Genomic DNA, 13,581 nt, shown 5'->3' with positions numbered 1-13,581 from the left:
TACCGATTTAACGCATAAAAAAGACCCCGAAGGGTCTTTTGAAGTAGGGAGTTATACACGAAACCTGTGTATAGAGCTGTGGATAACTATTTATGAACAAATCTAGAACGATGAAAAAATATTTATAAGGAGGATTTACATTATTCGTCAGCAAGGATTTCCCATTCGCTAAAGAAATCTGTCAGCTGAGATTTTTTGTTCTTCAGGTCCTCTTCATAACCTTGAAGTGCTAAATAATCCTGATAAACTTCAGGTTTAGTCATTTCATGCTCTATAAATACGATTGATTCTTCAAGTGAGGCGATGTTCTCCTCAAGCTCTGCGATACGCCGTTTGCGGTTACGCTCTTCACGCTTAGCCTGCTTGTCTGCTTCAAAAGAGGTTACAGCGCTTTTTTCAGGTACAGCAGTGTCCTTATTGACGTTTTTAGTAGCTAGTTCAGCGGCATCTTTTGCAATCTCTTCTAATTCTCGTTTCTTCTCGACATAGTCATCGTAGTTGCCGAGGTATTGGTCGATCCCTTCGGGATGTAGCTCCAGTACCCGTTCCGCCATTTTGTTCAAAAAATAACGGTCATGGGAGATGAACAGCAGGGTGCCTTCGAAATCAATTAAAGCAGATTCCAGAACTTCACGGCTGACCAGATCCAAATGGTTGGTAGGTTCATCGAGAATTAGCATATTTGCACCGCGGAGCATTAGTTTAGATAAGGAAACCCGAGCTTTTTCGCCGCCGCTAAGTGCGGAAATCTTCTTAAGAACATCCTCTCCGCTAAAAAGGAAATTACCAAGGATCGTACGAATTCTGGCTTCCTCGATCATTGGATATTCACTCCACAGTTCTTCCATAACCGTATTTTGTGGATTAAGGCGGGTCTGTTCCTGATCATAATAAGCAATTTTTACTTTAGTGCCCCAATTCACCGTTCCAGCAGAAGGCTCACGGGTTCCGGTCATACACTGCAGCAGTGTGGATTTACCGATACCATTGGGACCGATCAGGGCAGCAGTCTCCCCGCGACGAAGCTCAAAAGAAGCGTCCTTGAATAAAGGTGAACCTTCATTAAAGGCAACCGCAACATTGCGCACTTGAAGCACCTCTTTTCCAGACATGAAGTCTGGCTCAAAGGAGAAGCTAGCCTTCTTCAGATCGCCCATTGGACGATCTAGACGATCCATCTTCTCAAGCGCTTTGCGTCTGCTCTGCGCACGTTTTGTGGTGGAAGCCCGGACAATATTTTTCTGAACGAAATCCTCCATTCGAGAAATTTCATCCTGTTGCTTCTCATATTGCTTCATCCGTGCTTCATATTCGGCAGCCTTCAAATCTACATAACGACTGTAGTTACCCGTATAACGCCGGGACTGGTGCCGCTCGATCTCTACAATAGTGGTCACGAGACGGTCTAGGAAATAACGGTCATGGGATACAACCAGAATCCCGCCAGCATAGCTGCGGAGGTAATCCTCCAGCCACGTTAACGTTTCGATATCCAGATGGTTAGTAGGCTCATCCAGCATCAGAAGATCTGGAGCCTGAAGCAAAATACGGGCCAGCGCGAGCCGGGTCTTTTGGCCTCCACTAAGGGTAGAAATGGGTGTATCTGGTGGGAAATCACTGAAGCCCATGCCGTGTAGGACACTGCGAATCCGTGTATTCATTTCATAGCCGCCGTGGTCCTTGAACCAATCCGATCGCCGCGCATATCGTTCAAGCAGTTCTTCGTACCGCTTGGGGTCTTCCGCGAGCTTAGGATCAGCAATACTTACTTCTAACTCTCTCAGCTCAGTTTCGGCTTCGATCAGCGGAGCGAAGACCGCCATCATTTCTTCATGAATGGTTTTGTCAGATTGCAGTCCGCTATTCTGAGCTAAATATCCGATTGTTGTTTCTTTTGATTTATGAATTTGACCGCTGTCATAAGACATCTCACCGGCCAGAATTTGTAGAAAAGTTGATTTGCCGGCACCATTCACACCCACTAGCCCGACACGTTCCTTTTCATTTACCTGTAGGCTTATGCCATCCAGTACGTTCTGTATACCATATGATTTAGTAATTCCTGTCGCTTGAAGAAGCATAACGATGAAACCTCCACCCTTGCATATTTCGCCTTGGTATTTATCCCTCAGCCGTATGAACAACTTATTCTATAGTTTACATGAAAAGCGTTTCCCAAGCGAGGGTTCGATCTAATGTAAGGAGGGAATAACGACCTAGTCCGATAACACAGTTCTATCCACCTTGGCGAACCGGGGAGAAGAGTGGTAAACTGGATTTACAAACAAGGATAAGCTAGGGATGAATAAGAGGGGGAGGCCGACAATGTCCAGCAAGGAGTCGGAGATCTCCAAAGTAAAGCAACAATTACGAACGGAGAAGACCATCGCCCGAAACGAGCTGTCTTCGGACCAGAGAAGTAAACTATCATCTGAAGTCTGCCACTATGCATTTGAGTGGCTGGAGTTGAAGGGTATAACTTCACTAATGGCCTATGTGTCTTTTCGTTCAGAGCTTGATACCCGCCCACTTATCACACAGGCGTGGAAAGATCAGCGTAAGGTGCTGTTGCCGCGTGTAATTCCAGCAAGCGGTGAAATGAGTGTCCACGCGGTGAATGCATGGAGCGATTTAGAGCCGGGGGCTTATGGTATCCAAGAACCTATTGTCTCCAGCAGAGATTTATTAGAGATTGAAGAGATTAAGCTACCTGCTGTTGTGTTCGTACCAGGGCTAGCATTTGATCTTCAAGGCGGCAGGCTTGGCTACGGTCGAGGATACTATGACCGGTTACGTGCGTCTTGGGAGAAAGCCGGGTACGTTAGCGCACAGCCCCCGATATGGATCGGGTTAGCTTACGGCATGCAGTTGGTTCCAAGGGTGCCGATGGATGAGCATGATGCTTTAATGGACATGCTGATTACTGAAAATGGTATAGTGCACTGCCGAAAAGGAGAGTGAGCCATGGAATTGACCCATTTCAACGAGCAGGGAAGAGCTCGTATGGTGGATGTGAGTGAGAAGGAGATTACGAAGCGGACAGCTGTCGCGCGGAGTATGATCAAGATGGCTGCTGGAACGCTGAGCGCCATTAAGAGTGGCAAGATCAGCAAAGGTGATGTCCTTGCTGTTGCACAGATCGCCGGGATTATGGCGGCTAAGAAGACGTCAGACTGGATTCCGATGTGCCACCCGCTGCCACTTACCGGTATTGATATCAGCTTCTCCGATAACAGCGAAGATGAACTTTATATAGAAGCAACAGTCCGTACTACAGGAAAAACCGGAGTAGAGATGGAAGCCTTAACCGCTGTTTCTGCCTCAGCACTAACGGTGTACGACATGTGTAAGGCTATTCAGAAGGATATGATTATCGGACCGACGCTTCTGGTATCTAAGAGCGGGGGCAAGAACGGAGATTATGCGCTCGAATAAGTATCAGCTGCTTTTGTTCGAAGCGCTGAGGCGAGCAGGCTGAACTGTACAGCCAACTATACATATAGAGAGGAAGGACAAACCTATGGCGTGGAAGACAGCAATCCTAACGGCCAGTGATAAAGGGGCCAGGGGCGAACGGGAAGACACGAGCGCCCAGGTTATTCGGGAGCTGGTGGAAGAGGAACTAGGTGGCGAGATCATTGAATATCGAATCGTTCCCGATGAACAAGATGAGATTATCGCAGCCTTGATTGAACTGACGGACTATTTTCAGGCAGATTTGGTACTGACCACCGGAGGCACAGATCTGGCGATTCGTGATGTGACCCCGGATGCTACTCGGCGAGTGGTAGAACGGGAAGTGCCTGGGCTCTCAGAAGCTATGCGAAGCACAGTGATGCAAAAAAACCGTGCAGCTATGCTTTTTCGTGGGATATGCGGCATTCGCGGTCGCACGTTGATTGTCAATTTACCTGGAACGCCGAAGGGTGTTCATGAGAATCTGGCAGCTATTATGGATCAATTACCGGAAGCACTGCTCATGGTAACTGGCCAATACCGCCAATAACCCTTTGTCATCTTCTTGTCACGTCACAATGATAATCTATTTATAGAAGAAAGTGGATGTAACTGTGACATAAGTTATGGTATTATTAAATTAAAGTAAACGATACCATGAACGGACAGGTGGACAAGGAGGAATAATAATGTTTAGTGGAATTGGTACTCCTGGTATTATTTTGTTGGTCATACTGGCACTTCTGCTCTTTGGCCCAAATAAACTGCCAGAGCTAGGCCGTGCAGTTGGACGAACCTTCCGTGAATTTAAGGAAGGCGCGCGTGAAATCATCGGGGATAATGAACCGGTGAAGAAGAGCGAAGCTCCTGTGCCGACGGCCCCGCAAACGGTCGCTGCAGATATTCCTCAGGACAAACGCCTGCCGGAATAATAGAAGATCTTTCAATGGGGCATTCTCAGGAGTCTACTAGACTTGAGGAGACGCCCCTTTTTCTTTGCTTTCCGCAGCAACGGACACTGCTTTGAAGAAAGTTAGTGTTATCTTTTTTACTCTTGTCATGGGATGGTGTCTGGATGTCTCTGAAATCGGAAGAAATGTCGGTGGTGGATCATCTCACCGAGCTACGCAAACGGATTATTTATGTGTTAATCGTATTTGTCCTTGGATTAATAGGCGGATTATTTTGTGCAAAGCCTATTTACGATTATTTGATTAGCACGGACCTGGCGCAAGGTTTTGTTCTGCATGCATTCTCATTCTGGGATGGCATTGGGATGTACATGAAGATCGCGATGGCCGTTTCGCTAGTGATTTCTGTCCCGTTTATTGCCTACCAGCTGTGGGCATTTATCAGTCCGGGCCTGCGGCCAGAGGAGCGAAATGCGACACTTCGTTATGTTCCCTATGTGTTTGTTCTTTTCCTTATCGGTCTTTCTTTTGCTTATTATATTGTTTTTCCAATGGCACTTTCGTTCACGATCTCAATTACCAGAAGCATGGGACTGGAAGAGACCTACGGGATTGCACAGTATTTTAACTTCATGTTCAGCCTGGTATTGCCGCTGGCATTGCTGTTTGAACTTCCATTGCTGGTGATGTTTCTGACCAAACTAAGAGTACTCAACCCGCTACGCTTGCGTAAAATGCGTCGGTACGCCTATTTCACGCTTGTTTTTATTGCTGTAGTTATCACGCCCCCGGATTTTATCTCAGACTTTCTGGTGACGATTCCACTGCTCATTTTGTATGAGTTCAGTGTATTTTTATCTGCATTTGTCTATCGCAAGCAACTTGCTGCGGACGCGGCACGGGATGAACGGTATGTTCAGAAGCAGGAGTGAGGAGAGAGGCTGCCGCTAAGTAGATTTTCTACGAATGTGGCAGCTTTTTTGCTATAAGTTGATTTCATTAGTTGGATTGAATAAACTTAGTAAGTAATTGTTATCGATCAGGATCATTAGATGCAAAGGTCTAACCATTCTAGCAACCTTCATATCTATAAGGGGTGAGAGGAAAGCGCTGGAATCCTACGCATATTTTCAAAACCCGTGGATACAATGTAATAGAGTGTGTGCTTGGACAAGCATTGAAACGTATTTTTTTGCGAAAACTAATACGAATTTGTGTAAAAAGACTTGAAATCCGGGCTCAAGTTGAGTATCATAAAAATTGTTGTTAGCACTGCACGCTGTTGAGTGCTAACGCTCTTGAAAAATAGGAGATGGGCTGGAGATTAGCAGGGTTCCATTGATATTTTTCAAGAACATCACAGCATTCTAAGTTTGACCGGTAAGTTCTAAACTATGTTTTGAAGCAAAATAACATAATTTTAAAGGAGGCTATTTTTTCATGATCAAACCATTAGGTGAACGCGTATTGGTGCTACCGAGCGAGCAGGAGGAAACAACTTCATTCGGGATTGTGCTTCCGGACTCCTCGAAAGAAAAGCCACAAGAAGGAACTATTATTGCAGTAGGCAGCGGAGCTTTGAAAGATGGAGTACGTGTAGCACTTGAAGTTAAAGAAGGCGACCGTGTTCTTTTCTCAAAATATGCAGGAACAGAAATCAAATATGAAGGTAAAGAATATTTGATTATGAAAGAAAGCGACATTCACGCGATTCTTGACTAAGCAAGAGTCGATCATAAGCTAAATCTAAACTACTTAAAGTAATATGATATACAAAAAATTCTAGGAGGTAATTACACAATGGCTAAAGAAATTAAATTCAGTGAAGAAGCTCGCCGTTCTATGCTTCGTGGTGTAGATGCTCTGGCAAACGCGGTAAAAGTTACACTTGGACCAAAAGGCCGCAACGTGGTGCTTGAGAAGAAATTTGGTAGCCCACTCATCACTAACGATGGTGTAACGATCGCTAAAGAAATCGAACTTGAAGATGCATTCGAGAACATGGGTGCTCAACTGGTTAAAGAAGTTGCTACTAAGACTAATGATGTAGCCGGTGACGGTACTACAACTGCAACGGTTCTGGCTCAAGCTATGATCCGCGAAGGTCTGAAGAACGTAACTGCTGGTGCTAACCCAATGGTTATCCGTAAAGGTATCGACAAAGCGGTTCGTGCAGCTGTTGAAGAATTGCAAAAAATCGCTAAGCCTATCGAAGATTCCCAAGCTATCGCTCAAGTAGCTGCTATCTCTGCTGCTGACGATGAAGTAGGTCAATTGATCGCTGAAGCTATGGAAAAAGTAGGTAAAGACGGTGTTATCACTGTTGAAGAATCCCGTGGATTCGCTACTGAGCTTGAAGTAGTAGAAGGTATGCAATTCGACCGTGGTTACATTTCCCCATACATGATTACTGATACAGACAAAATGGAAGCTGTTTTGGAGAATCCATACATCTTGATCACTGATAAAAAAATCAGCAGCACTCAAGAAATTCTTCCATTGCTTGAAAAAATCGTTCAACAAGCTAGACCGCTTGTTATTATCGCTGAAGATATCGAAGGCGAAGCACAAGCTATGCTGATCGTGAACAAACTGCGTGGAACATTCAACGCTGTTGCTGTTAAAGCTCCTGGCTTTGGCGACCGTCGTGAAGCTATGCTGCAAGATATCGCTGCCCTGACTGGTGGCCAAGTGATCACTGAAAAGCTCGGTCTTGATCTGAAGAGCACTTCCATTGAACAACTGGGTAACGCACGTCAAGTACGCGTAACTAAAGAAAACACAACAATCGTAGACGGAAGCGGCGACAAAGCGGACATCAATGCACGCGTAAGCCAAATCCGTGCTCAACTGGAAGAAACAACTTCCGAGTTCGACAAAGAGAAATTGCAAGAGCGTCTGGCTAAATTGGCTGGTGGCGTAGCCGTTGTCAAAGTTGGCGCTGCAACTGAAACTGAACTTAAAGAGCGCAAACTTCGCATCGAAGATGCCCTGAACGCAACTCGCGCAGCGGTTGAAGAAGGTATCGTATCCGGTGGGGGTACAGCTCTTGTGAACGTATATAACGCTGTTGCTGCTGTAGACGTAACTGGCGACGAGAAAACTGGCGTTAACATCGTGCTTCGCGCGTTGGAAGAGCCAATTCGCACCATCGCAGCTAACGCTGGTCAAGAAGGTTCCGTAATTGTGGACCGCTTGAAAAAAGAAGAAGTAGGTATCGGCTACAACGCTGCTACTGGTGAATGGGTGAACATGTTCGAAGCGGGTATCGTTGACCCTGCTAAAGTAACTCGTTCCGCGCTTCAAAATGCTGCATCCGTAGCTGCTATGTTCTTGACTACTGAAGCAGTTATCGCTGACAAGCCTGAGCCTGAAAAAGGCGGCGGCATGCCAGATATGGGCGGCATGGGTGGAATGGGCGGCATGATGTAAGGAAATCATTATCGAAGCAATTCGATGATGAGTTTCCTTGAGAGGAAACACCATTTGACCACATAGTACAAAAATGAGAGACCTTTCATAAGTTCATTGAACTTTTGAGAGGTCTCTCATTTTTTTTGTGGGTATAATTTAATCTAATTCTTGCTCTAAAACAGTTTTTACTAAACGACGTACTTCATCAGTTGATCTTGTATCCATTAATTGATTTCTTAGTTCGCCTGCGCCTCTAAATCCACGAACATAGATTTTGAAAAAGCGAAGAAGTGGTTTAAATAAACGTGGCTCGAGTTCATTTGAATATTTATCGTGAAGATCCAACTGTAAAAGAAGTAAATTGAGAAAATCCTTCGCGCTGTGTTCTTTAGGTTCTTTTTCAAAGGCAAATGGATTGGTGAAAATGCCGCGGCCAATCATGACTCCATCAACGCCGTATTGTTCTACTAATTTTAATCCTGTTGCGCGGTCAGGAATATCTCCATTAATAGTTAACAACGTATTTGGAGCAATTTCATCGCGTAATTTTTTTATTTCAGGGATTAGTTCCCAGTGTGCCTCTACTTTACTCATCTCTTTTTTTGTACGAAGGTGAATGGAAAGGTTCGCAATATCTTGTTTCAATATATGTCCTAGCCAATCGCGCCACTCGTCAATATCAGAGTATCCTAATCTTGTTTTAACACTAACTGGCAATCCACCTGCTTTTGCTGCTTGAATAATTTCTGCTGCAACTTCAGGATGTTTTATTAATCCAGCACCTTTTCCATTCGATGCGACGTTTTGTGCTGGGCACCCCATGTTTAAATCGATACCACGAAAACCAAGTTTTTTCATATCAATGCTCATCTGTTCAAAAAATACGGGTTTATCACCCCAAATATGAGCGACAATCGGTTGCTCATCTTCTGTGAACGTTAATCGACCACGTACGCTGTCTTTTCCTACAGGGTGACAATAGCTTTCTGTATTTGTGAATTCTGTGAAAAATACGTCGGGTTTTGCGGCTTCACTAACGACGTGACGAAATACAACATCTGTGACATCTTCCATGGGTGCTAATATAAAAAACGGCTTCGGTAAATCAAGCCAAAAGTTTTGTTCGTTACTCATATTATCTCCTCTTGTTGTAATATATAAAAACGATATAAGGATAGCAAAGTCCTATACCCATCATACATAGTATCATTTTTTCTCGTTTGATGCACAGAATCAATGATATGAGAATGTTCGTCCATGGCTATTTGTTTATAATCTGTTTATTGATACTTGTTATAATCCTGTAGATGAAAAGTTTGTAATATAAAGTCGAATCGTGTTAACGAATCGATTATAGACAAACGACATAACGCATCCAAAGAACAGGGGGATAAGCAAGTGAACAAAAAGCAATGGATAAGCTCTATATTGGCTGCTGCTGTATTATCAAGCCCTATCATTATGCCGACCAAAGGATCGGCAGCGGCTTCCTTTATTGATATTGATGGCTCATATGCAAAGAAAGCGATTGTTGAGCTATTCGATCAGGGGATAGTGACTGGTGTCGGAGAGAGTAAGTTCTATCCTACGTCGAATATTACAAGGCAGGATTTTGCAATTATTTTAGCAAAGACATTAAAGCTGGATGTTTCAAACCCTCCTGCACTGCCAACCTTTCTGGACGTTCCCACAAGCAACTACGCATACAGCTATGTAGAGGCAGCTGTCAAAGCCGGATTGATTAAGGGTACAGGCAGTAATCTTTTCGGTACGGGGCAAAATTTATCACGTCAGGATATGGTCGTCATGTTCGTGAGAGCATTGGGGGTCAATCCTACGGGTAAAGCTGGAACTTTGCAATTTGCTGATAGTAGCCAAATTGCTGATTATTCCAAAGATTTTATAGCTGCTGCTGTGGAATATGGATTGATTACCGGATATAATAATTTTTTTAATCCTGATGCCAAAGTAGATCGTCAGGCCGTAGCTCTAGTAGCCTCTAAGTTTCTGAAGTTTAAGGAGAACGGAAACACTGAGCAGCCCGCCTCCACCCCAACTGCTCAACCGAGTAAAGAACCGGTAACAGTGCCTACTCCTGTTGTTGGAGGATCTTCCTCTTCGCAAAGTGAGCATAGCAGCAATTCAGATACAAATGCACCTATGGTTGAAAGTACCAAGTTCGAGGCGATCGACAACTACAACGGGACACAAGATCAGCTTCGCGGGTTAGCGGGAGCCATCGGGGAGCAAGGAGCAGCGGTACAAGCCTACCTGTGGACGGATGCGAATGAGAACGGTGAAGTAGATGCCGACGAATTAGGAACAGCCATCGCTTTAGGCACTAGCGAAGCAGACGGATCTGTGAATGCGGCCAATATTGGGGATCTGAACGCAGGAACGTATCGTTTCGTGATTACCGCTAAGGATTCATCCAATAATGAATCAGCGAAGAACGCTGCCCATGCGGTTACGGTGACCTTAAGCAAGAACGAAGTTCCGGATACGAGTGCACCAGTAGTGGACGCAACTAAGTTCGAGGCGATCGACAACTACAACGGGACACAAGATCAGCTTCGAGGGTTAGCGGGAGCCATTGGCGAGCAAGGAGCAGCGGTACAAGCCTACCTGTGGACGGATGCGAATGAGAACGGTGAAGTAGATCCCGACGAATTAGGAACAGCCCTCGCATTAGGCACTAGTGCAGCAGATGGATCTGTGAGTGCGGCCAATATTGGGGATCTGAACGCAGGAACGTATCGTTTCGTGATTACCGCTAAGGATTCATCCAATAATGAATCAGCGAAGAACGCTGCCCATGCGGTTACGGTGACCTTAAGCAAAAACGAAGTTCCGGATACGAGTGCACCAGTAGTGGACGCAACTAAGTTCGAAGCGATCGACAACTACAACGGGACACAAGATCAGCTTCGCGGGTTAGCGGGAGCCATCGGCGAGCAAGGAGCAGCGGTACAAGCCTACCTGTGGACGGATGCGAATGAGAACGGTGAAGTAGATGCCGACGAATTAGGAACAGCCCTCGCTTTAGGCACTAGCGAAGCAGATGGATCTGTGAGTGCGGCCAATATTGGGGATCTGAACGCAGGAACGTATCGTTTCGTGATTACCGCTAAGGATTCATCCAATAATGAATCGGCGAAGAATGCTGCCCATGCCGTTACGGTGACCTTAAGCAAAAACGAAGTTCCGGATACGAGTGCACCAGTAGTGGACGCAACTAAGTTCGAAGCGATCGACAACTACAACGGGACACAAGATCAGCTTCGCGGGTTAGCGGGAGCCATCGGCGAGCAAGGAGCAGCGGTACAAGCCTACCTGTGGACGGATGCGAATGAGAACGGTGAAGTAGATGCCGACGAATTAGGAACAGCCCTCGCTTTAGGCACTAGCGAAGCAGATGGATCTGTGAGTGCGGCCAATATTGGGGATCTGAACGCAGGAACGTATCGTTTCGTGATTACCGCTAAGGATTCATCCAATAATGAATCGGCGAAGAATGCTGCCCATGCCGTTACGGTGACCTTAAGCAAAAACGAAGTTCCGGATACGAGTGCACCAGTAGTGGACGCAACTAAGTTCGAAGCGATCGACAACTACAACGGGACACAAGATCAGCTTCGCGGGTTAGCGGGAGCCATTGGCGAGCAAGGAGCAGCGGTACAAGCCTACCTGTGGACGGATGCGAATGAGAACGGTGAAGTAGATACTGACGAGTTAGGAACAGCCATCGCATTAGGCACCAGCGAAGCAGACGGAGCTGTGAGTGCGGCCAATATTGGGGATCTGACCGTAGGAACGTATCGTTTCGTGATTACCGCTAAGGATTCATCTAATAATGAATCAGCGAAGAATGCTGTACATGCGGTTACGATTGAGCTTGTTAATGGTATTCTGACCACACCTACGGTTACTAGCTCTATATATGGCTTTGACGGAGGTGGCGGTTCAAAAACAAAACAACTGATAACGGGTTCTACACAATCGCGCATTCGCTTCGACTTTTTCTCCGGAGAAAGCTTTACGAATGCTGAAATTCAGGTAACGCTGGAAGGCATTACCTTTACCACAAACGACTATTATACCATTAGTGGATGGACACATCCGACGAGTGATCAAATTAGCAATAATGGGCATACGTTAACTTTCACAGGAAGTAACATAGGTGTTTCGGATATCGCTTTTGAACTTCATAATAAAGTGATGCCGGCACCCGGGACCTATCTCATTAAGTTCAAAGCAGATGCGGATGGACCTGGAACAGCCAGATCTTATTCCGAGGAACAAGTCATTACCTTAATTATTTTGCCACCGGCTTAAACTAGAAGCTTCTCATGAGTTCTTTGAACTTGTGGGAAGCTTCTTTTTTATGAAAAATAGGATTGCTCAATATAGTCTAAATGAGTATTATGAGTAAGGTATGTTCATATAAAAATAGAGATAAACAGGATGGAGAGCACCATGAAAACAACACGTCAGAACGCATTGATTTTCTCGTTTACTTTTATGGCTTTTATTCTGGGTACGACGGAGTATATTATTGTTGGTTTACTCTCTGAAATATCCTCAAGCCTCGGAGTTACGCTTGCGACAGCCGGGGGATTGGTATCTGGCTTCGCGATTTCTTATGCCATTGGCACACCAATTATGATGTCCTTGTGCAGCCGTGTTCCGAAACGGATTACGATTCTTGTATCACTTGTATTGATTTTACTGCTAAATTTGTGGAGTGCTGTAACTGGAACTTACAGTATGCTGCTGGTGACTAGAATAGTTACTGCCATACTATGTGGCTTTGTTCTTTCTGTAGCTATTACGGTAGCGAATGAAGCGGTTGATCAGGAGAAGAGAGGCAAAGCGATTGCTACAATTTTGAGTGGTTTTGCTATTGCGAATGTTTTTGGTGTGCCGATCGGTACTTTCGTCGGGCAGTTTTTTAATTGGCCAGCAGCGTTTGTTCTGAATGGGATATTAGCTGGAGTTGCCATAGTCCTAAATTATATCTATATTCCACGCCAATTACCGAAACCTGTGCCTAGCTCACTCAAGGATCAGATCGGATTGCTCACAAACGGCCGCATTATTCTTGCATTTCTCATTCCGGTTACGGCAGTGGGAGCCGTATTTGTGATGTACACTTACATTACACCTATACTGGAGCAAGTCATGAACGTTCCTAAAAGCTCAGTTAGCGGTGTGCTGTTTGTATACGGAATTGCCACGATTGTCAGCAACTGGATTGGTGGCAAGGTTGCGACCGGGAATGCGGTTAGTAAGCTGAGATTCGTGTTCCTTATCCAAGCTGTGGTCTATGTTATCTTTAGTATGACCGCATCTGTTTCCATTCTAGGAATGATTGTGCTAATGGCTCTAGCCATGATGTCGAGTATTGTGAGCGCCCCTGCGCAGCTCTATTTGATTGACTTAGCTAAGCAGTTCTCACCAAAAACGAAGGATCTTGCTGCCTCATTGAATCCAGTAGCCTCAAACCTGGGAATTGCAGGCGGGTCCGCGATCGGTGGAGTGGTTGCCGGGCATGGAGGATTAATCTCTCTTCCTGTAGCTGCTGCCATCCTGGCGATATTGGCCTGTGTGATTACGTTGATATGTTATAAGATGGATCATCAAAGCCAAGCAGCGGTCATCACTCAGCATCATAACTTAACCTAATGAGATGATATAAAATATCCCGGCTTCATACGAGTTCATTGAACTTGTGTGGAGCCTTTTTTATATGGAAAGCTTCAAAGCGTTGACTTCCTACAGATTCAGTGCTAAACTTATC

11 protein-coding genes are annotated in these 13,581 nt (G+C 45.2%); 9 read left to right on the top strand and 2 right to left on the bottom strand.

Annotation, left to right across the window (positions count from 1 at the left end):
- Positions 1-140: 140 nt before the first annotated feature.
- Positions 141-2,081 (bottom strand): ABC-F family ATP-binding cassette domain-containing protein, encoded by a 1,941-nt coding sequence (locus MHI15_RS17950; RefSeq protein ID WP_076219612.1) that lies wholly within the window; start codon positions 2,079-2,081, stop codon positions 141-143.
- A 244-nt stretch (positions 2,082-2,325) separates the two neighbouring features.
- Between MHI15_RS17950 and MHI15_RS17945 the strand changes: the two genes are divergently transcribed.
- The 7 genes from MHI15_RS17945 to groL all read left to right on the top strand — a co-directional run bounded on the left by MHI15_RS17945 (position 2,326) and on the right by groL (position 7,799).
- Complete coding sequence (locus tag MHI15_RS17945; protein WP_341164665.1) at positions 2,326-2,961, top strand: 5-formyltetrahydrofolate cyclo-ligase; 636 nt, start codon at positions 2,326-2,328, stop codon at positions 2,959-2,961.
- Positions 2,962-2,964: 3 nt separating this feature from the next.
- Positions 2,965-3,435, top strand: coding sequence for a cyclic pyranopterin monophosphate synthase MoaC (gene moaC / locus MHI15_RS17940; RefSeq protein ID WP_076129224.1), 471 nt, complete (start codon positions 2,965-2,967; stop codon positions 3,433-3,435).
- A gap of 85 nt (positions 3,436-3,520) precedes the next feature.
- Positions 3,521-4,006 (top strand): MogA/MoaB family molybdenum cofactor biosynthesis protein, encoded by a 486-nt coding sequence (locus tag MHI15_RS17935; protein WP_036676512.1) that lies wholly within the window; start codon positions 3,521-3,523, stop codon positions 4,004-4,006.
- 139 nt (positions 4,007-4,145) lie between these two features.
- Positions 4,146-4,388: a twin-arginine translocase TatA/TatE family subunit gene (locus tag MHI15_RS17930; RefSeq protein ID WP_036676510.1), complete on the top strand. Its 243-nt coding sequence runs from the start codon at positions 4,146-4,148 to the stop codon at positions 4,386-4,388.
- A gap of 143 nt (positions 4,389-4,531) precedes the next feature.
- Positions 4,532-5,299 (top strand): twin-arginine translocase subunit TatC, encoded by a 768-nt coding sequence (gene tatC / locus MHI15_RS17925; protein WP_076305009.1) that lies wholly within the window; start codon positions 4,532-4,534, stop codon positions 5,297-5,299.
- Positions 5,300-5,807: 508 nt separating this feature from the next.
- Positions 5,808-6,089 (top strand): co-chaperone GroES, encoded by a 282-nt coding sequence (groES, locus tag MHI15_RS17920; protein WP_036676506.1) that lies wholly within the window; start codon positions 5,808-5,810, stop codon positions 6,087-6,089.
- 78 nt (positions 6,090-6,167) lie between these two features.
- Positions 6,168-7,799 (top strand): chaperonin GroEL, encoded by a 1,632-nt coding sequence (groL, locus tag MHI15_RS17915; protein ID WP_076129222.1) that lies wholly within the window; start codon positions 6,168-6,170, stop codon positions 7,797-7,799.
- A gap of 138 nt (positions 7,800-7,937) precedes the next feature.
- On the opposite strand, the gene MHI15_RS17910 is transcribed toward groL, so the two are convergent.
- Positions 7,938-8,915, bottom strand: coding sequence for a tRNA dihydrouridine synthase (locus MHI15_RS17910; RefSeq protein ID WP_076129221.1), 978 nt, complete (start codon positions 8,913-8,915; stop codon positions 7,938-7,940).
- Positions 8,916-9,179: 264 nt separating this feature from the next.
- On the opposite strand from MHI15_RS17910, the gene MHI15_RS17905 reads away from it, so the two are divergent.
- Both MHI15_RS17905 and MHI15_RS17900 read left to right on the top strand, forming a co-directional pair.
- A complete protein-coding gene (locus MHI15_RS17905; RefSeq protein WP_341164664.1) occupies positions 9,180-12,116 on the top strand; it encodes an S-layer homology domain-containing protein in 2,937 nt (978 codons plus the stop codon).
- Positions 12,117-12,257: 141 nt separating this feature from the next.
- Positions 12,258-13,466: an MFS transporter gene (locus tag MHI15_RS17900; RefSeq protein WP_036676501.1), complete on the top strand. Its 1,209-nt coding sequence runs from the start codon at positions 12,258-12,260 to the stop codon at positions 13,464-13,466.
- Positions 13,467-13,581 lie beyond the last annotated feature (115 nt).

This window comes from Paenibacillus sp. FSL H7-0918, assembly GCF_038007025.1.
In the GTDB taxonomy this organism is placed as follows: Bacteria; Bacillota; Bacilli; order Paenibacillales; family Paenibacillaceae; genus Paenibacillus_AQ; species Paenibacillus_AQ odorifer.
Note: the sequence above shows the minus strand (reverse complement) of the source record. Positions and strands in the feature narration are given on the sequence as shown.